32 protein-coding genes are annotated in these 17690 nt (G+C 50.3%); all 32 read right to left on the bottom strand.

Translation table 11 applies throughout. The features are described 5' to 3' along the window. Positions 1-17 precede the first annotated feature (17 nt). Positions 18-413, bottom strand: a complete 396-nt coding sequence (gene rpsK / locus BN7444_RS05775) for a 30S ribosomal protein S11 (RefSeq protein WP_068457014.1) — start codon at positions 411-413, stop codon at positions 18-20. 9 nt (positions 414-422) lie between these two features. After that, the gene (gene rpsM / locus BN7444_RS05770) at positions 423-785 is read right to left on the bottom strand and encodes a 30S ribosomal protein S13 (RefSeq protein ID WP_068457011.1); all 363 of its coding nucleotides are present in this window, start codon (positions 783-785) and stop codon (positions 423-425) included. An 11-nt stretch (positions 786-796) separates the two neighbouring features. Continuing rightward, positions 797-910 carry a 50S ribosomal protein L36 gene (gene rpmJ, locus BN7444_RS05765; RefSeq protein WP_007556223.1) on the bottom strand — a complete coding sequence of 38 codons (114 nt, stop codon included), beginning with the start codon at positions 908-910 and terminating at the stop codon, positions 797-799. A 16-nt stretch (positions 911-926) separates the two neighbouring features. Continuing rightward, entirely contained in the window at positions 927-1145 is a 219-nt protein-coding gene (infA, locus tag BN7444_RS05760; RefSeq protein ID WP_068368873.1) for a translation initiation factor IF-1, read from the bottom strand. A 13-nt stretch (positions 1146-1158) separates the two neighbouring features. Beyond that, positions 1159-1425: a KOW domain-containing RNA-binding protein gene (locus BN7444_RS05755; protein ID WP_068458459.1), complete on the bottom strand. Its 267-nt coding sequence runs from the start codon at positions 1423-1425 to the stop codon at positions 1159-1161. 6 nt (positions 1426-1431) lie between these two features. After that, complete coding sequence (locus BN7444_RS05750) at positions 1432-2082, bottom strand: adenylate kinase (protein ID WP_068457006.1); 651 nt, start codon at positions 2080-2082, stop codon at positions 1432-1434. 10 nt (positions 2083-2092) lie between these two features. Then, positions 2093-3373: a preprotein translocase subunit SecY gene (gene secY / locus BN7444_RS05745; RefSeq protein ID WP_068457003.1), complete on the bottom strand. Its 1281-nt coding sequence runs from the start codon at positions 3371-3373 to the stop codon at positions 2093-2095. Then, a complete protein-coding gene (gene rplO / locus BN7444_RS05740; RefSeq protein WP_068457000.1) occupies positions 3374-3823 on the bottom strand; it encodes a 50S ribosomal protein L15 in 450 nt (149 codons plus the stop codon). It abuts the gene before it with no gap. 13 nt (positions 3824-3836) lie between these two features. Then, positions 3837-4013, bottom strand: a complete 177-nt coding sequence (rpmD, locus tag BN7444_RS05735; protein ID WP_068456998.1) for a 50S ribosomal protein L30 — start codon at positions 4011-4013, stop codon at positions 3837-3839. Between the two features lie 9 nt (positions 4014-4022). Continuing rightward, a complete protein-coding gene (rpsE, locus tag BN7444_RS05730; protein ID WP_068456995.1) occupies positions 4023-4535 on the bottom strand; it encodes a 30S ribosomal protein S5 in 513 nt (170 codons plus the stop codon). An 11-nt stretch (positions 4536-4546) separates the two neighbouring features. Continuing rightward, the gene (gene rplR / locus BN7444_RS05725; protein WP_068456993.1) at positions 4547-4909 is read right to left on the bottom strand and encodes a 50S ribosomal protein L18; all 363 of its coding nucleotides are present in this window, start codon (positions 4907-4909) and stop codon (positions 4547-4549) included. A gap of 17 nt (positions 4910-4926) precedes the next feature. Further along, positions 4927-5463 carry a 50S ribosomal protein L6 gene (gene rplF / locus BN7444_RS05720; protein ID WP_068456990.1) on the bottom strand — a complete coding sequence of 179 codons (537 nt, stop codon included), beginning with the start codon at positions 5461-5463 and terminating at the stop codon, positions 4927-4929. Positions 5464-5478: 15 nt separating this feature from the next. Continuing rightward, complete coding sequence (gene rpsH, locus BN7444_RS05715; protein WP_068456987.1) at positions 5479-5874, bottom strand: 30S ribosomal protein S8; 396 nt, start codon at positions 5872-5874, stop codon at positions 5479-5481. Positions 5875-5899: 25 nt separating this feature from the next. Next, positions 5900-6085 (bottom strand): type Z 30S ribosomal protein S14, encoded by a 186-nt coding sequence (locus BN7444_RS09145; protein ID WP_082941287.1) that lies wholly within the window; start codon positions 6083-6085, stop codon positions 5900-5902. A 3-nt stretch (positions 6086-6088) separates the two neighbouring features. Further along, positions 6089-6640 carry a 50S ribosomal protein L5 gene (gene rplE / locus BN7444_RS05710; protein WP_068456984.1) on the bottom strand — a complete coding sequence of 184 codons (552 nt, stop codon included), beginning with the start codon at positions 6638-6640 and terminating at the stop codon, positions 6089-6091. Between the two features lie 11 nt (positions 6641-6651). Continuing rightward, positions 6652-6966 (bottom strand): 50S ribosomal protein L24, encoded by a 315-nt coding sequence (rplX, locus tag BN7444_RS05705; RefSeq protein ID WP_068456980.1) that lies wholly within the window; start codon positions 6964-6966, stop codon positions 6652-6654. Between the two features lie 14 nt (positions 6967-6980). Then, a complete protein-coding gene (gene rplN / locus BN7444_RS05700; protein WP_068456975.1) occupies positions 6981-7349 on the bottom strand; it encodes a 50S ribosomal protein L14 in 369 nt (122 codons plus the stop codon). 13 nt (positions 7350-7362) lie between these two features. Further along, on the bottom strand, positions 7363-7617 hold the full coding sequence (rpsQ, locus tag BN7444_RS05695; RefSeq protein WP_068456972.1) for a 30S ribosomal protein S17: 255 nt from the start codon (positions 7615-7617) through the stop codon (positions 7363-7365). A gap of 3 nt (positions 7618-7620) precedes the next feature. After that, positions 7621-7827 carry a 50S ribosomal protein L29 gene (gene rpmC / locus BN7444_RS05690; RefSeq protein ID WP_068456969.1) on the bottom strand — a complete coding sequence of 69 codons (207 nt, stop codon included), beginning with the start codon at positions 7825-7827 and terminating at the stop codon, positions 7621-7623. Then, a complete protein-coding gene (gene rplP / locus BN7444_RS05685; RefSeq protein ID WP_068456965.1) occupies positions 7817-8257 on the bottom strand; it encodes a 50S ribosomal protein L16 in 441 nt (146 codons plus the stop codon). Before rplP ends, rpmC begins: the two co-directional genes overlap by 11 nt. A gap of 17 nt (positions 8258-8274) precedes the next feature. Continuing rightward, on the bottom strand, positions 8275-9012 hold the full coding sequence (rpsC, locus tag BN7444_RS05680; RefSeq protein WP_068456962.1) for a 30S ribosomal protein S3: 738 nt from the start codon (positions 9010-9012) through the stop codon (positions 8275-8277). 14 nt (positions 9013-9026) lie between these two features. Continuing rightward, complete coding sequence (gene rplV, locus BN7444_RS05675) at positions 9027-9362, bottom strand: 50S ribosomal protein L22 (RefSeq protein WP_068456959.1); 336 nt, start codon at positions 9360-9362, stop codon at positions 9027-9029. A 13-nt stretch (positions 9363-9375) separates the two neighbouring features. Continuing rightward, positions 9376-9654, bottom strand: coding sequence for a 30S ribosomal protein S19 (gene rpsS, locus BN7444_RS05670; RefSeq protein ID WP_068456956.1), 279 nt, complete (start codon positions 9652-9654; stop codon positions 9376-9378). Positions 9655-9668: 14 nt separating this feature from the next. Beyond that, the gene (gene rplB / locus BN7444_RS05665; RefSeq protein WP_068456953.1) at positions 9669-10499 is read right to left on the bottom strand and encodes a 50S ribosomal protein L2; all 831 of its coding nucleotides are present in this window, start codon (positions 10497-10499) and stop codon (positions 9669-9671) included. A gap of 18 nt (positions 10500-10517) precedes the next feature. Beyond that, positions 10518-10808: a 50S ribosomal protein L23 gene (gene rplW, locus BN7444_RS05660; RefSeq protein WP_068456951.1), complete on the bottom strand. Its 291-nt coding sequence runs from the start codon at positions 10806-10808 to the stop codon at positions 10518-10520. Further along, positions 10808-11431, bottom strand: coding sequence for a 50S ribosomal protein L4 (gene rplD / locus BN7444_RS05655; protein ID WP_068456949.1), 624 nt, complete (start codon positions 11429-11431; stop codon positions 10808-10810). Before rplD ends, rplW begins: the two co-directional genes overlap by 1 nt. A gap of 20 nt (positions 11432-11451) precedes the next feature. Then, positions 11452-12084: a 50S ribosomal protein L3 gene (gene rplC / locus BN7444_RS05650; RefSeq protein ID WP_068456945.1), complete on the bottom strand. Its 633-nt coding sequence runs from the start codon at positions 12082-12084 to the stop codon at positions 11452-11454. Between the two features lie 50 nt (positions 12085-12134). Beyond that, positions 12135-12452 (bottom strand): 30S ribosomal protein S10, encoded by a 318-nt coding sequence (rpsJ, locus tag BN7444_RS05645; protein ID WP_068456942.1) that lies wholly within the window; start codon positions 12450-12452, stop codon positions 12135-12137. Between the two features lie 395 nt (positions 12453-12847). Beyond that, positions 12848-13318: a glutathione peroxidase gene (locus BN7444_RS05640; RefSeq protein ID WP_068456939.1), complete on the bottom strand. Its 471-nt coding sequence runs from the start codon at positions 13316-13318 to the stop codon at positions 12848-12850. Positions 13319-13419: 101 nt separating this feature from the next. Beyond that, the gene (clpB, locus tag BN7444_RS05635) at positions 13420-15996 is read right to left on the bottom strand and encodes an ATP-dependent chaperone ClpB (RefSeq protein ID WP_068456935.1); all 2577 of its coding nucleotides are present in this window, start codon (positions 15994-15996) and stop codon (positions 13420-13422) included. A gap of 32 nt (positions 15997-16028) precedes the next feature. Continuing rightward, positions 16029-16952 carry a DnaJ domain-containing protein gene (locus BN7444_RS05630; RefSeq protein ID WP_068456931.1) on the bottom strand — a complete coding sequence of 308 codons (924 nt, stop codon included), beginning with the start codon at positions 16950-16952 and terminating at the stop codon, positions 16029-16031. 149 nt (positions 16953-17101) lie between these two features. After that, complete coding sequence (locus BN7444_RS05625; RefSeq protein ID WP_068456928.1) at positions 17102-17650, bottom strand: NADPH-dependent FMN reductase; 549 nt, start codon at positions 17648-17650, stop codon at positions 17102-17104. Between the last annotated feature and the right edge of the window lie 40 nt (positions 17651-17690).

The raw sequence follows: 17690 nt of genomic DNA, 5'->3' as shown, positions 1-17690 counted from the left end.
GGGTTGCTGTTTCGATATCAGACTCTACGACGCTTCGGCGGACGGCAACCGTTGTGGGGAATCGGGGTTACGTCTTTGATCATGGTAACCTCAAGACCCGACGCTTGCAGGGAACGAATGGCGGCTTCACGTCCGCTGCCCGGTCCCTTGACGAATACTTCAACGCTCTTTAAGCCGTGTTCCTTCGCCTTGGTTGCCGCTTCTTGTGCCGCTTCTTGTGCAGCGAAGGGCGTGGATTTTCTGGAACCCTTAAAGCCGAGTTGGCCGGCGCTGGACCAGGAAATGACGTTGCCGCTCATGTCGGTTAAGGTCACCATGGTGTTGTTAAAGGAAGAAGCGATATGCGCTTGTCCTTTTTCTATATTCTTGCGCACTCTCTTTCTGGAGCGCGTAGCTCTACCTTGTTTAGCCATTTAGCCCTCCTACTTCTTCTTGGATACAATCTTCTTCGGACCTTTGCGCGTTCTCGCATTGGTCTTCGTGTTTTGACCGCGAACGGGCAGGCCTCTCTTGTGACGGATGCCGCGGTAGCAGTTGATTTCGCGTAAACGCTTAATGTTTAATGCGACTTCACGACGCAAATCCCCTTCTACATGGTAGTCGTCGATGACTTTACGAATAGACGCAATTTCTTCTTCGGTCAAGTCTTTAATATACGTGTTGAAGTCGACGCCGGCTTTCGTCAGGATTTCTTGGGCGCGGGAACGTCCGATGCCGTAAATATACGTGAGCCCGATTTCAGCTCGTTTTTCTCTAGGTAAGTCAATACCAGCAATTCTTGCCATGCCAACACCCCCTATCCTTGTCTTTGTTTATGCTTCGGGTTTTCGCAAATCACCATGACGCGTCCTTTGCGTTTGATGACTTTGCATTTATCACACATCTTCTTAACTGAAGGTCTTACTTTCATTTCGTCCCCTCCTAAACTATTTCTTTCTCCAGGTAATACGTCCGCGGGTCAAGTCATAAGGACTCAGCTCGACAGTCACACGATCGCCGGGCAAGATGCGAATATAGTGCATGCGCAATTTGCCGGAGATATGAGCGAGAATTTCATGTCCATTTTCCAACTTGACTTTAAAGTTTGTATTGGGCAGGGCATCGGTGACGACGCCTTCCACTTCAATGACATCTTCTTTTGCCATGGTTGCATCCTCCTTATGCCTCTTGGAAGCGAGACAGTTGTTTACGAATATAACTATCGTTTAACGGTCTATCCTCAGGTTTCAGATCCACAAGAGAATGGGTTTTTTGCAAATGCATGGCCTTTTTCCGCTTGGGATTGTCCAATGTTCTTCTCTTGCCGTCTGCCAGAAGAAGATATCTGTCGTCAATAACTTCCAAGACCACAAAGAATTGTTCCTTGTCTCTGCCCGCCTTGGATATGACTACCTGACCGACCTTAATATCTGAGGTTCCGATCATCGACAACTAGGCCTCGTCTTCGAGCCCAAGTCGTATTTGCTTGAATACATCGTCGATGCCCTTGGAACCGTCGACATCCAGTAACAGTCCTTGCGCTTTGTAATAGTCGATTAACGGGGAAGTTTGCCTTTCGTATACGTCGATGCGCTTCTTCACCGTTTCTTCCGTATCGTCAGCTCGTTGAATCAACTTGCTTCCGTCGTCGTCACAGATGCCTTCCACTTTCGGCTTTTGATTGACCACGTGGTAGGTTCTGCCGCAGCTGGGGCATACCCGGCGGCCGACGGCGCGGTTGATTAAGAGTTCGCTGGCGACCTGAATGTTTATGACGCGATCGAGCTTCGTGCCCATGGCTTCCAATGCCGCATCCAAGGATACCGCTTGGTTTACCGTGCGCGGGAAGCCGTCTAAAAGGAATCCGCCTGCCACATCGGGCTTCTTCAGGCGATCCACGACGATTTCATTGACCACTTCGTCGGGAACGAGTTCGCCTCGATCCATAAAGCTTTTCGCTTTCTTACCGAGTTCCGTGGCATTCTTAATGTTTTCGCGGAAAATATCGCCTGTGGAGATATGCACCACGTCGTAAGTGTCAACGATGGATGCCGCTTGAGTGCCTTTGCCGGCGCCCGGCGGGCCTAAAATGACTAGTCTCATATGATCCTCCTTATTTTAGGAATCCCTTGTAGTGTCGCATCATTAATTGTTGTTCCAAAATACGTGCCGTTTCCATAATAACGCCGACGACGATGATCAAGCTGGTTCCCCCGAAGCTGAAGTGCATACCCGTGACTTTTTCTAAAATCGTAGGCAAGACAGACAAGAGGGCCAGGGCAAATGCGCCGGGCAAGACCAGTCGATTGACCATTTGTTGCAGGTAATCGGATGTTTTCTTGCCGGGGCGGATGCCGGGAATAAAGCCGCCGTTTTGTTGCAGGTTTTTGGAATATTCCACCGTGTTAAACTGGATGGCCGTATAGAAGAAAGTAAAGAAGACGATTAACACAACCATAAAGACGCTGTAGATAACAATCCCGATACTGCCTGCCGGCGTAAACCATTTGGTCATGAATTTCGCCGCTTGAGAGTTTTGGCCTTGGAACATAACGATAATCGATGGAATGCTCATAATGGTTTGAGCGAAAATGATCGGCATAACGCCGCTCATGAGAACTTTAATGGGAATATGGGTGCTTTGACCGCCGTACATTTTCCGTCCGACGACGCGCTTGGCGTATTGAACGGGTACTTTGCGTTGCCCTTCGTTTAACAGGACGACGAAGAAGACGATGGCGATGGCCAGGACGATGAAGACAACGACCCAAGCCCAAGATACCATGCCTGCCGCCGCCATGCGGAAGGAAGCCCATATATCAGCGGGGAATCTGGCTACGATCCCTGCAAAGATGAGTAGAGAGATCCCGTTTCCGATCCCTTTTTCCGTAATCATTTCACCGATCCAAATCAGGAAGGTACTCCCTGCAACGACAGAGAGAATAATGACGACGTCTTGGAACGGGTTGCTCGTATTGACTGCTTGACGATAAAAGCCGTAGGTGTAACCGATGGCTTGAACGGCAGCCAGAACAACAGCTAAATACCTTGTATACTTTGCGATCTTCTTACGTCCGGTTTCGCCTTCTTTGCTGAGCGCTTCCAAACTGGGGATGGCGATCGTCAACAATTGAAGGACGATGGACGCCGTGATGTAGGGATAAATGCTCGTGGCAAAGACAGAGAAATGTCCGAAGTTGCCGCCGCTCATTAAATCTAAGAACGAGAGTATACCACCTTGTTGTTGGTTAAAAATCTTTGCGATGGCCGAGCGGTCCATAAATGGAACGGGAATGTGGCTACCGAAACGAAAGACCACAAGCATCAACAGGGTGAAGAGAAGCTTTTTGCGAATTTCCGGGATCTTCCAAGCGTCTCTAAAGGTTTGGATCATCTAGATCACCTCAGCCTTTCCCCCTGCTGCTTCGATTTTTTCGGCAGCGGATTTGGAGAAGTGGTTGGCCTTCACGTTAACGGAAACATTGATGTCGCCGTTACCTAAAATACGCAAGCCGTCTTTTGCATCGGCGCGCTTGACCAAGCCGCTTTCAATCAGGGAATCTAAAGTCACAGTCGCTCCATTGTCGAATTGGTTCAATGCGTCCACATTGACAATGGCGTACTCTTTCTTAAAAATATTCGTAAAGCCGCGCTTCGGAAGACGACGGAAAAGAGGCATTTGGCCACCTTCAAAGCCCGGACGAACGCCGCCGCCACTGCGGGCTTTTTGGCCCTTGTGACCGCGTCCGGCGGTCTTACCGGTACCGGAACCGATACCGCGGCCGAGACGTTTCTTTGCCTTGACTCCTCCACCTTCGTAAGGTCTTAAATCATGCAATTTCATTACGTCCACCTCCTTAATCGACAATTTCGACCATGAAGTCTACTTTTCTGATCATGCCGCGAATTTGAGGAGTGTCCTCTTTTTCGACGACTTGACCGATCTTTCTGAGACCTAAGGCTTTAATCGTGCGTCTTTGTTTTTCGATTCTTCCAATGGGGCTTTTCTTGAGTTTAATCTTAATGGTACTCATGTCGTCCCCCTATCCTAAAATTTCTTCAACGCTTTTGCCGCGAAGTTTAGCTACACTTTCGGCGGTCTTTAAAGACATAAGCCCTTCCATCGTCGCATTGACGGTGTTTCTCGGATTCGGAGAACCGATGCTGTGGGTGTAGATGTCTTTAATGCCTGCGAGTTCGCATACAGCACGGACGCTGCCTCCGGCGATAACACCGGTACCGGGACGAGCCGGCTTTAAGAACACGCGACCTGCACCGAAGATGCCGGTGATTTCGTGCGGAATGGTATTTCCGACGAGGTTGATATTCACCATGTTTTTCTTAGCTGCTTGGCTGCCCTTGCGAATGGCTTCGGGAACTTCCAAGGCTTTGCCGGTGCCGACACCGACGCGGCCGTTTCTGTCGCCGACGACGACGAGGGCAGAAAAACGCATATTACGACCGCCCTTAACGGTCTTTGCAACACGGTTAATGGCTACGACGATTTCGTCGAGTTCCGTGTCTTTTTCTCTGGTATTGTTTTTAGAACGGTTCAATCTTTCCCTCCTTAGAACTTCAGTCCTGCTTCGCGAGCAGCTTCGGCTAAAGCGGCAATGCGACCGTGATAGACGTAACCGGAGCGGTCGAAGACGGCTTCTTCGATGCCGTTTTCCTTTGCTTTCTTTCCGATGGCTTCACCGACGGCTTTGGCCGCTTCTACGTTCTTCGTGCTTTCGAGACCCAAGGACTTGTCCAAGGTGGAAGCACTGGCTAATGTCTTTCCGTTTACATCGTCAATCAGTTGAGCGTATAAATGGTGCGCACTGCGGTAAATGGCAAGACGAGGTTTGGATTCCGTTCCGTTAATTTTCTGTCTGACGCGAATATGTCTCGCTTTTCGATTGCCTTGGCGATCAATTTTCTTAAACAAAACACTCCACTCCTTTCTTACTTACCGGTCTTACCGACTTTTCTGCGGACGTATTCGTCAACGTAGCGAATACCCTTGCCCTTGTAGGGTTCAGGTGCGCGGAAGCTGCGAATCTTAGCCGCATAGGCGCCGACTTTTTGCTTATCGATACCCCGTACAATGATTTGGGTATTGGCCGGTACTTCCACTTCGATGCCTTCCGGATCGGTGAGTTCGATGGGGTGGGAGTGACCGAGGTTCAGGGTCAGTTTGTTGCCGGATTTTTGTGCACGGTAACCGGTTCCGATGATTTCCATTTTCTTTTCGTAGCCGTTGACGACGCCTTCGATGTTGTTGGCGATCAAGGTACGATACAGGCCGTGAAGGGCGCGAATGTTCTTTTCATCGTTGGGACGGGTGACGAGCACTTGATTGTCTTCGATGGCAACGCTGATGACCGGGTCGACTTCCGTTTGAAGGCTGCCCTTGGGGCCCTTCACTTCAACCACGTGACCGTTCAGCTTCACTTCTACGCCGGTAGGGATTTCGATAGGATTTTTTCCGATTCTGGACATCTTTTTCTCCTTCCTTTACCAAACGTAGCAGAGAACTTCTCCGCCAACTTGTTCCTTGCGGGCATCGCGATCGGTCATAATTCCCTTGGATGTGGAGATGACGGCAATTCCCAATCCACCTAATACTTTGGGGATTTCCGAGTTTTTCGCATAGACGCGAAGGCCCGGTTTGGAAATGCGCTTCATGCCGCTGATTACTTTTTCGTCGTTTCTTCCGTATTTTAACTCTACATTAATTTTGCCTTGGGGACCTTCTTCAATAAGATCGTAGCCTTTAATATAGCCTTCCTCGAGAAGGATACGGGCGATTTCCGCCTTCATTTTCGAAGCGGGAATCTCAACAGATTTATGTTTTGCATCGTTGCCATTACGGATTCTCGTAAGCATATCTGCAATAGGGTCTGTCATCATAGTCAATTCCTCCTTTCGGTTAGCTTTACCAGCTTGCCTTTCTTACGCCGGGGATTTGTCCTGCGTAAGCCAGTTTACGGAAACAAATTCTGCAAATGCCGTATTTTCTAAGCACCGCGTGAGGGCGTCCGCAAATTTTGCAACGGGTATAGTTTCTAGCGCTGTACTTGTTCTTACGTTTTTGCTTGGCTACCATGGATTTCTTTGCCACAGTTTAACCCTCCTTCTTTGCAAAAGGCATGCCCATCTTTTCGAGGAAGGACTTCGCCTCTTCGTCTGTTTCGGCGGTTGTCACGATGATGATATCCATGCCGCGCAACGAGTCGATTTTATCGTATTCGATTTCCGGGAAAATCAATTGTTCTTTGAGTCCCAGTGCATAGTTTCCTCTGCCGTCGAATGCCGTCGGCTTCACGCCGCGGAAGTCGCGGACGCGGGGCAGGGCGACGTTCATGAGCTTGTCGAGGAAATCATACATTCTGTCACCGCGCAGGGTGACTTTGCAACCGATGGCGTTTCCTTCACGCAATTTAAAGTTTGCGACGGATTTACGCGCCTTGGTTACAATGGGTTTTTGACCGGCGATCAAGGTCAAGTCGTTGACGGCACTTTCCAGTGCTTTCGGATTGTCCTTGGCTTCGCCCAGTCCTATATTAATCACGACCTTTTCAAGGCGAGGAATTTGCATGGTGTTGTCATACTTAAACTCGTCCATTAAAGCAGGCGCGACTTCGCTTTGAATTTTATCTCTTAATCTCGATGTCATCACAGGCCTCCTTATTTATCAGAAATCGTAGCGCCGGAGGACTTTACGACACGTACCTTCTTGCCGTCTTTAAATTCGTAGCCGATGCGGCTTCTCTTGTTGGTCTTTGTATCGTAATACATGACATTGGATACGTGAATCGGGGCTTCAACTTTGTTGATGCCGCCGGGGTTTTGCGGTCCTCTCGGTTTTTCGTGTTTCGTCACAATGTTGACACCTTCGACGACGACGCGGTCAAGCTTCGGTAAAGTACGAACGACTTTGCCCTTCTTGCCTTTGTCCTTGCCGGAAATGACTTCGACGGTATCTCCTTTTTTGATGCGCATTCTATGCCACCTCCTTAAAGAACTTCCGGAGCCAAGGAAATGATACGCATAAAGTTATCGCCTCTGAGCTCGCGGGTTACCGGCCCGAAAATACGGGTACCTTGGGGATTCTTATCGTCCTTGATGACGACGGCTGCGTTGTCGTCGAATTTAATGTAGCTTCCGTCGGAACGACGAATGCCCTTTTTCGAACGAACGATGACCGCCTTGACAACGGCACCTTTTTTAACAACGCCACCGGGTGTTGCATTTTTGACCGAACAAACGACGATGTCGCCGATGTTGGCATAGCGACGGTTCGTACCGCCCAATACCTTAATTACGCCCAGTTCTCTCGCGCCGGAGTTGTCAGCAACTCTTAATCTGGTTTCTTGTTGAATCATGGCGAGAACCTCCTTACTTCGCTTTTTCTACGATTTTGACGAGGCGGAATCTCTTGTCCTTCGAAAGGGGACGTGTCTCCATTGCGCGTACGGTATCGCCGACACTTGCTTCGTTGTTCTCGTCGTGCACCTTGTATTTCTTCGTGTTTTTGAATCGTTTATTGTAAATCGGGTGACTCTTGAAGGTCTCGACGGCTACGACAATCGTCTTGTCCATGGCATCGCTTACGACCTTACCGGAGATCACTTTACGTTGATTTCTTTCCATAAGTTACGCCTCCTTTTCCATATTGAGCTCGCGCTCTCTTTGGATGGTCTTGACGCGTGCAATGTCTTTTTTCACACGCTTAATGGTCGCCGGATTGTCTAATTGACCTGTTGCAAGTTGAAAGCGAAGGTTAAAGAGCTCGTTCTTCAACTCGGACACCTTTTTATTCAGCTCGTCACCGGATAAATTGCGGATGTCTTTAATTTTCATGACTATCGCCCTCACTTTCTTCCTTATTCTTGGCGATGAAGCGCGTCTTAATGGGAAGCTTCATGGCTGCAAGGCGCATGGCTTCTCTGGCAACTTCTTCTTCGACGCCGCCTAATTCAAACAGGACGCGGCCCGGCTTGACGACGGCTACCCAGTACTCGGGTGCCCCTTTACCGGAACCCATCCGAGTTTCGGCCGGCTTTTCCGTTACCGGTTTGTCGGGGAATACTTTGATCCAAATGTTCCCGCCACGACGAATGTAACGGGTCATGGCACGACGTGCGGCCTCGATTTGATTGGAAGTGATCCAGGTCGGTTCCAATGCTTGGATGCCAAAGTCACCGTAGGTGAGCGTATTGCCTCTGTGTGCAACACCCTTCATTCTCCCGCGATGTTGTCTCCGATATTTTACTCTTTTCGGCATTAACATAGTGCTTTCCTCCTCACTTACCGTCTATCTTGGCCTTGGCCTTGATTTCTGCGGTTTCCACCGCGGCGCTTGTCGTTGTTGCCGCGACGTCTGTTGTCTCTACGGTTTCTGCGTCCTTGGGGCGCTTCGGGAAGAACTTCTCCCTTATAGAGCCATACCTTCACGCCGATCTTTCCGTAAGTGGTGTCGGCTTCGGCAAAACCGTAATCGATGTCTGCGCGCAGGGTTTGAAGGGGAATGGTTCCTTCGCTGTAGCCTTCGCGACGGGCCATGTCGGCGCCGCCCAAACGGCCGGAGCATTGGGTACGGATACCCTTAACGCCTAAGCGCATGACGCGTTGAATGGTTTGTTTCATAGCACGACGGAAAGCGACGCGGCGTTCCAATTGTGCTGCGATGTTTTCGGCGATTAAGGTCGCATCCAAGTCGGGATTTTTGATTTCATCCACATTGATGACGACGCTTCTGCCGGTTAATTTTTCAAGCTCTTGGCGAAGTTCTTCCACGCCGGTACCGCCGCGGCCGATGACCATGCCCGGCTTTGCCGTGGAAATGGAAATCTTGACCTTGTTGGCAGCCCGTTCGATTTCGATGCGGGAAACGCCTGCTTGGAACAAGTTCTTTTTAATGTATTTACGAATTTCGTTGTCTTCGACGAGGAGATCTCCAAAGTCTTTTTTGTCGGCATACCATTTGGAATCCCAATCTTTAATGATCCCTACACGAAGACCGTGCGGATTTACTTTTTGACCCATTCTTCTCCCCCTTCTTATTCTCTTTCGGAAACGACCACGCCGATGTGGCTGGAGCGCTTCAGAATCGGATACGCCATGCCCTTCGCTTTCGGGCGGAAACGTTTCATTGTCGGACCGTCGTTTGCGTAAGCTTCCTTCACGATGAGATCTTCGCGATCCAGGTTCAGGTTGTTTTCCGCATTGGCGACGGCGGAGTGAAGAACTTTATAAAGTTCACGAGCGCCGCGCTTCGGTGTGAATTTCAAAAGCGCCAGGGCTTCGTCCACTTGCTTGCCGCGAATTTCAGCACAGATGAAGTTGACCTTCAAAGGAGAAATACGCACGTATTTTGCAATTGCTCTTGCTTCCATTCGTTACTCCTCCTTACATTCTCGTGGTCTTTTCGCTGCCTGCGTGACCACGGTAGGTTCTGGTCAGAACAAACTCGCCAAGCTTGTGGCCAACCATGTCTTCGGTAATATAAATCGGTACGTGCTTTCTTCCGTCGTGAACGGCGATGGTGTGGGACACCATTTCCGGGAAGATCGTCGAGCGACGAGACCAAGTTTTTACCACTTCTTTTTTGTTTGCTTCGTTAAGGGCGTCGATTTTCTTTAACAGATGTTCATCTGCAAAAGGCCCCTTCTTAATGGATCTGGACATTGCTTCCTCCTCCCTTATTTCGTTCTACGACGAACGATGTAACGATCGCTCTTCTTGTTCTTCTTACGCGTCTTAAGACCCAGAGCCTTCTTGCCCCAGGGTGTCATCGGGGAAGGACGACCGATCGGCGTACGACCTTCACCACCGCCGTGGGGGTGATCCACAGGGTTCATCGCGGAACCGCGAACGTGGGGACGAATGCCCAGGTGACGTTTCTTACCGGCCTTACCTAAGTTAATCAGTTCGTGGCTAATGTTGCCTACTGTACCGACGGTGGCGCGGCAGTTGACGCTGACGCGGCGGTATTCGCCGGAGGGAAGACGGAGTTGAGCCATCTTGCCTTCTTTTGCGGAAAGTTGCGCCGAGGTACCGGCTGCACGAGCGATTTGGCCGCCCTTGCTGGGGGTCATTTCGATATTGTGTACCGTGGTACCGATGGGAATAGCGTACAGGGGAAGGGCGTTGCCGATCTTAATGTCCGCATCTTCGCCGGATTCCACCTTGTCGCCGACCTTTAAGCCCTTAGGAGCTAAGATGTAGCGCTTTTCGCCGTCCGCATAGTTCAACAAAGCGATGTAAGACGTACGGTTCGGGTCGTATTCGATGTGAGCGACCTTTGCGGGTACGCCGTCTTTCGAACGCTTAAAGTCGATGATTCTGTATTTCTTAGCAGCACCGCCGCCTCTGTGGCGACTGGTGATGCGGCCGTGTGCGTTGCGGCCTGCCGATTTATTGAGGCTTACGACCAAGCTCTTTTCAGGCTTGCTTCTGGTAATTTCTTCAAAACTGGCGACGGTCATGCCTCTGCGGCCGTTCGTCGTCGGTTTATATCTTTTGATCTCCATGAATGTCCCTCCTTAGGCTTATTGCATGTTGTCGAAGAATTCAATCGGCTTGGAGTCATCCGTTAAGGTGACGATGGCCTTCTTCCAGTTGGGACGCTTGCCGATATTCATGCCTTGACGTTTGACTTTACCCGTCATGTTCATCGTGTTGACCTTGGCTACCTTGACGGAGAAGATCGATTCGATGGCTTTTTTGATTTCCGATTTATTGCTCGTCTTCGCTACTTCAAAGGTGTACTTGTTTTCATCCATTTGTGCCATGGATTGTTCAGTAATGATAGGACGAATGATGATATCAAAGTTTTTCATTAGTTATACACCTCCACGATTTTGTCCAGCGCATCCTTGGTGAGGATCAGGGAATCGTATTTTAATATGTCGTAAACATTCAAGGTGCCTACCGTGGAAACTTCCGCCTTCGGTAAGTTTCTCGCACTCAATACGACGTTTTGATCGCTGTTTGCCGTGACGATCAATGCCTTTTCAGCGGCGCCCATCTTGGCCAGCGCATCGCTCAATGCCTTGGTCTTGGGAGCATCCAGAGCCAATTGATCTACGACGATGAGTTCTTTTTCTTGAACCTTTGCCGTTAAAACAGACTTCATAGCTAAACGACGAACCTTTTTCGGGGTCGTGTAGCGGTAGCTTCTCGGCTTCGGTGCAAAGACGATGCCGCCGCCGCGCCATTGAGGCGAACGAATGGAACCTTGTCTTGCACGGCCCGTGCCCTTTTGTCTCCAGGGCTTCTTGCCGCCGCCGCGAACCTCTGCGCGAGTTTTGGCGGACTGTGTGCCTTGACGTCTGTTGGCGAGAATATTCTTCACGACCAAATAGACGACGTGTTCGTTAATTTCTACATTAAAGATATCGTCGGAAAGTTCGATTTCTTCTAAGGACTTGCCGGCCATATCTACCATTTGGAACTTAGTCATTGTTAGTGTCCTCCTCTCGCTTATTTACCGCTTTTAACCGTGGCACGAACGCGAACGAGTCCGTTTTTCGGTCCGGGAACGGCACCTTTAATTAAAAGGAAGTTGTTGTCGGCGTCGACACGTACAACTTCGAGGTTTTGAACGGTGACCCGTTCGTTCCCCATGCGACCCATCATGCGGTGGCCCTTCCATACGCGACCCGGGTAGGATGCAGCACCCATACCACCGGGCATTCTGTGGAATTTAGAACCGTGGGTTTCACGGCCGCGACCGAAGTTGTGGCGCTTAATCAAACCGGCGGTTCCTTTACCCTTGCTGGTACCGGTAATGTCGACCTTGTCGCCTGCTTCAAATACAGTGACATCCAAGGTGTCGCCGACGTTGAAATCTTCGCCGTCAGCCAAGGGGAATTCACGAAGCACTCGTTTGTATTCCACACCGGCCTTGTCGAAGTGGCCCTTTAAAGGTTTGTTGACGCGTTTTTCCTTTACGGCGCCGGTAGCGACTTGAATCGCTTCGTAACCGTCGATGTCTTTGGTCTTTCTTTGAACGACCACTTGGGGTTCAACCGCCACGACGGTGACGGGAACTTGGACGCCTTCTTCGGTAAAGACTTGGGTCATGCCAATCTTTTTACCCAATGCATATTTCATAAAATACCTCCATTACAGCGGATTGCTTGGCAATCATATAGTCCGACAGCTTACAGTTTTATCTCGATATCTACACCTGCGGGCAGATTGAGTTTCATTAAAGAATCCACGGTCTTTTGATTCGGGTTCATGATGTCGATTAAACGCTTGTGCGTTCTTTGTTCGAATTGTTCACGGGAATCCTTGTGTTTGTGTACGGAACGAAGAATCGTAATGATTTCTTTTTCCGTGGGCAAGGGTACCGGACCCGATACATCGGCGCCGCTGGCTTTTGCCGCTTCGACAATTCTTTGAGCGGAGCTATCCAACAGCTCGTGGTCATAAGCTTTCAAACGAATTCTGATTTTTTGTTTTACATTTGCAGACATTTAGTCCCTCCTTGTGCATTTTCCTCAACGATAAGGGAAGAGCGCCGATCAACCTAGCCGGGTGTTTTCTGCATCCCGTAAAAAAAGTCGGGCACTCCGTCGCCCAATTCACGATTGGACATTCTCGACAATAATTCCCTTTTCCGCAAGCCTCCGATGCGAACACATCTTTGCGCCTGTTTCAAAGCCACCTATTGTGTCAACGCATGTCTCACGCATACCCTGGTATTATACATAAAAAATAACCCGAAATCAAGAGATTTAGGCATTTTTCGCGGAATTTCCGGCCAAAAGGCTCTATCCGCACGTATCTACTTTGGCAACTTAGCTATAATAACCGATTTGCCCCGTGATTGCAAGGCTTTTTCGAAAGTTTTCAGAACGGACCGCCCGGATTATAAAAGCGCCTCGATTTTTTCTTCCAGGCTCTTCGGATCCTTTTGCGGCGCAAAGCGATCCGCGACGCGTCCCTCTCTGTCCACGAGAAATTTCGTAAAATTCCATTTAATGTCGTCGCCTAAAAGTCCGCCTTGGGCTTTTTTCAATTCTTTATATAAAGGATGGGCATCCTCGCCATTGACGTCGATCTTCCCCATGACCGGGAAGGTGACGCCGAAGGTGTCGCTGCAGAAATTTTTGATGGCACTTTCGTCGCCTGGCTCCTGATGACCGAACTGGTTGCAGGGAAAGGCCAAGACGACGAGACCCCGATCTTTGTATTTTTCGTATAAAGCTTGTAGGCCGGCGTATTGTTTCGTAAAGCCGCATTTTGAGGCGGTGTTGACGATCAAAAGCACTTTGCCTTCGTAGGTTTTCAAGGACAGATCCTGCCCTTCGATGTCTTTTACTGCGTAATCGTAAATCATTTTCTTCTCCTTTGCTTCTTTACTTTTGCTTTTTTCATACCCCACATCATTTCCCCCCACGCAAAAAACGCCCGAGATCTCTCGAGCGTTTTGTTTTTGATTTATTTTTTGATGATATAGTCGTCGCCGTCCACGGCAATTTCCAAATGATCGCCATCCATAATCTCGCCGGCAATGAGGGCGCGGGAGAGTTTGGTTTCGATGTGGTTTTGGATATAGCGCTTCACGGGCCGTGCGCCGTAGAGCACGTCGTAGGCTTCGGCCAAGATCTTGTCCTTGGCTTCGTCGGTGGCGGAGATGTGAATATCTCTGTCTTCCAGGCGGCTTTCGATTTCCGCGATATTCGTGTCGATGATCTTTACGATTTCGTCTTTCAACAGGGGCTTGAAGAGGACGATTTCGTCCACCCGATTTAAAAATTCCGGGCGGAAGTGTTCCTTCATTTCTCTGCTGACGGAATCTTTCGCTTCATCGGAGATGTGGCCGTCCTCCGTGACGCCTTCGATTAAATCTTGGGAGCCGATGTTGGAAGTCATAATGATCACCGTGTTTTTAAAGTCCACGGTGCGACCTTGGTTGTCGGTGAGGCGGCCGTCGTCTAAGACTTGCAAAAGGATGTTGAAGACGTCGCGGTGGGCCTTTTCGATTTCATCGAAGAGGATGACGGAGTAGGGCTTTCTGCGCACAGCCTCGGTGAGTTGGCCGCCTTCGTCGTAGCCCACATATCCCGGGGGCGATCCGACCAATCGCGAGACGCTGTGTTTTTCCATGTATTCGCTCATGTCGATGCGAATCATGTTCCGCTCGTCGTCGAAGAGGGCTTCCGTCAAGGCCTTGGCGGTTTCGGTTTTGCCCACGCCGGTAGGCCCTAAGAAGATGAAGCTGCCGATGGGGCGGTTTTGCGCCTTGAGCCCGGCGCGGGCGCGAAGCACGGCGTCGCTTACGGCTTTGGTGGCATCGGCCTGTCCCACGACGCGCTTCTTTAAGATGTCGTCTAAGTGAAGGAGTTTTTCCCGTTCCGTTTCAGCCAGCTTCGAGACGGGAATGCCCGTCCATTTGCTGACGACTTCGGCTATTTCTTCTTCCGTGACTTCTTCTTTAATGAGCTTGCCGTCGCCCTTTTCCTTGCCTTGCTCCTCTTTCAGCTTTTCTTCCAGTTGAGGCAGCTCGCCGTATTTCAGGGCGGAGAGTTTTTCCAAATCGTAGTTGCGTTCCGCTTCTTCGATTTCGTGACGCACCCGGTCGATGGCTTCTTTAATATTTTTTTCGCCTTCCAGCTCTTTCTTTTCCGTTTCCCAACGGGCGATAAGGGCGTCGTAATCGGCCTTTTCTTCAGCCAGCTCTTCTTCCAGAGCGGCGAGCCGTTTTTTCGACGCGTCGTCGGTTTCCTTCTTCAGGGCTTCCCGTTCGATTTCAAGTTGGAGGATGTGCCGGCGGATTTCGTCGATTTCCGTGGGCATGGACTCGATTTCCGTGCGCACCATGGCGCAGGCTTCGTCCATAAGGTCGATGGCCTTGTCGGGAAGGAAGCGATCGGTGATGTAGCGATCGGAGAGCAGGGCCGATTGAATGACGGCGCCGTCGGAAATGCGAATGCCGTGATAAATTTCGTATTTTTCCTTCAGGCCACGCAAGATGGAGATTGTGTCTTCCACCGTGGGCTCTTGCACTTGCACCTTTTGGAAGCGGCGTTCCAGAGCCGGGTCTTTTTCGATATACTTGCGGTACTCGTCCAAGGTGGTGGCGCCGATGGTGTGGAGCTCGCCCCGTGCGAGCATGGGCTTTAAGAGATTGCCCGCGTCCATGGCGCCTTCGCTCTTGCCGGCGCCGACGATGTTGTGAATTTCGTCGATAAACATAATGATTTCGCCTTCGGAGCTCTTCACTTCGTTTAAGACGGCCTTCAAGCGTTCTTCAAATTCCCCGCGGTACTTGGCCCCGGCGATCAACGCCCCCATGTCCAGGGAAAAGACGGTTTTATTTTTCAAGCCGTCGGGCACATCTCCCGCCACGATTCGTTGGGCCAAACCTTCCACAATGGCGGTTTTCCCCACGCCGGGCTCACCGATTAAGACGGGATTGTTTTTCGTGCGGCGAGAGAGGATGCGGATCACGTGGCGCACTTCGTCGTCGCGGCCGATGACCGGGTCCATTTTGCCCTTGGCCGCTTCCACCGTCAGATCCCTGCCGTATTTATTTAATGCTTCGTAGGTGTCTTCGGGATTGTCGCTGGTGACGTGTTGATTGCCGCGAATTTCTTTTAAGGCGCCCATAAAGCTGTCTTCGTCGATGGAAAACTCTTTAAGGATTCGCTTGTTGTTCACCCCGTCGCCCTTGATCATGGCGAGGTAGAGGTGTTCCACGCTGACGTAGCTGTCGCCGAGGCGCTTGGCTTCTTTCAATGCGTCGGTTAAGACGCCGTTCATGGCGTTTGAGAGGCGGGGCGTGGCGCCGGTTTGCTTGGAGAGGCGGCCGATTTCCCGGTCCAGGGCGTTTTCAACCTCCTTGGCGTCGATGCCCATGTAGTTTAAGACGCGAGGGATCAGGCCTTCGTCGTCGGAGACCAAAGCTTTGTTTAAGTGGAGGACGTCTACCTCCGGATTTCCGTATTCTTGTGCCAAATTTTGCGCGCTTTCTAAAGCGGCCATGCTTTTTTGTGTAAATTTATCGATTTTCATATGGCACTCCTTTCATTCATTAGATTAATTTTTTATTTTGTGGTTTTGTGATTTTCTTTTAATTGTTTATAGAGGGCTTCTTCTTCCTCACTTAATTGATCCGGGTTCACGATGACGAAGCGAATGTAGGCATCGCCGGTGTTGCCCTTTAAATCCTTTAAACCTTTTTTCGGCAGCCGCAGCTTTTGTCCGCCCTTGGTTTTTTCGGGGACGGTAATGCGCAGCTTGCCGGCGGGCAAGGTACAGGTGACCTTGTCGCCGAAATAGGCTTGCCAGGGATAGACGGTTTGATCCATGACGATGTCCAGTCCTTGGATTTCCACGCCCTTGGGCGCCGTGACGTGGATTTTAAAGAGGATGTCCCCTTCCACGCCGAATTTATCGCCCCGCACCTTCAGCTTCTTGCCTTCGGTAATGCCTGCGGGCACCTTCACGGGGATTTCCACCCCGCGCCCGTCCACGGTGAGGCTTACACGCCGCTCTACGCCGCGGTAGGCCTCGTCCATGGAAACGGTGAGATCCGCCGCGTACTGCATCCGTTGGGGTTTTCGGGCTCTGCGGGCACCGCCGCCGAAAATATCTCCCATATTGAAGGTGGAGCTTTTGCGCTTCGAGCCGGTGCTTGCGCTTGTGCCGAAAAACATATCGAAGAAATCGCTGAAGTCCCCTTCGCCGCCGGTGGTGGTGTAGGTGTAGCCGTATTGGGAGGGATCGAAGTTCATGCCGCCGGAGAAATTACCGGCGCTTCCGAATTGGTCATAGGTCTGTTTCTTTTTCGGATCGGACAGAACTTCGTAGGCTTCGTTGATCTCTTTAAACTTTTCATGTGCCTTTTTGTCGTCGGGATGAAGGTCCGGGTGATATTGTTTCGCCAATTTGCGAAATGCTTTTTTTATCGTCTTTTGATCGGCGTCTTTTTCCACGCCGAGAATTTTATAATAATCTTTATATTCCATAAATCACCTCAGTTGACTTTCTTTGACCTTGATTCTATTATAGCACCTTTGCTATGGATTGCAATAAGTTTTTTGACCTTGTTTGACTTTTCTTTTCTTTCCGACAAAATAATAAAAGCCCGCGTTCAGCAGGCTTTTGTTGCACTCGATCAGAAGCGGTTTGCGTGTGCGACGAAGGCGTCGACGAAGCTTTGCAGGAAGGCTTCCGTGTCTTTGACCAATGCCCCGTCTTTGTCGAAGAGCTCGTGGACGGAGGCCAAATAGACTTCCGGCTGTTGCAGGGGAATGAGGTCGACGAAGATCAGATTCTGTCTCAGGCTGAAATTCGCTGCCATGCCGCCGGATGTGCCGACGCTGGCGCTGACGACGGCAGCGGGCTTGGTGCCCCATTTGCTCTTGCCGTAAGGGCGACTTGCCACGTCGATGGCGTTTTTAATGGCCGGGGCGCAAAGGCGATTATATTCCGGTGTAAAGAAGATGAAGCCGTCTTTCTCTTCCACTTCTTTGCGGAAGCGGGCGTAGCTTTCGGGCTCGTTCTTTTCCTTTTCAAAGTCTTCGTTATAGAGAGGCAGATCGCCGATTTCGATAAATTCCGCTTCGTAGCCTTCCGGGAACATGGCTTGCACATTTTCCGCAACCTTTCTGTTCCAGGATTCTTTTCTTAGAGAACCTACGATTAAACCGATTTTTTTCGTCATATACGACTCCTTTTCTTTCAGTAAACTATTGCTTAGTACA

This window comes from Peptoniphilus pacaensis (assembly GCF_900088125.1).
In the GTDB taxonomy this organism is placed as follows: domain Bacteria; phylum Bacillota; class Clostridia; order Tissierellales; family Peptoniphilaceae; genus Aedoeadaptatus; species Aedoeadaptatus pacaensis.
This window is presented reverse-complemented; position numbering and strand designations above follow the sequence as displayed.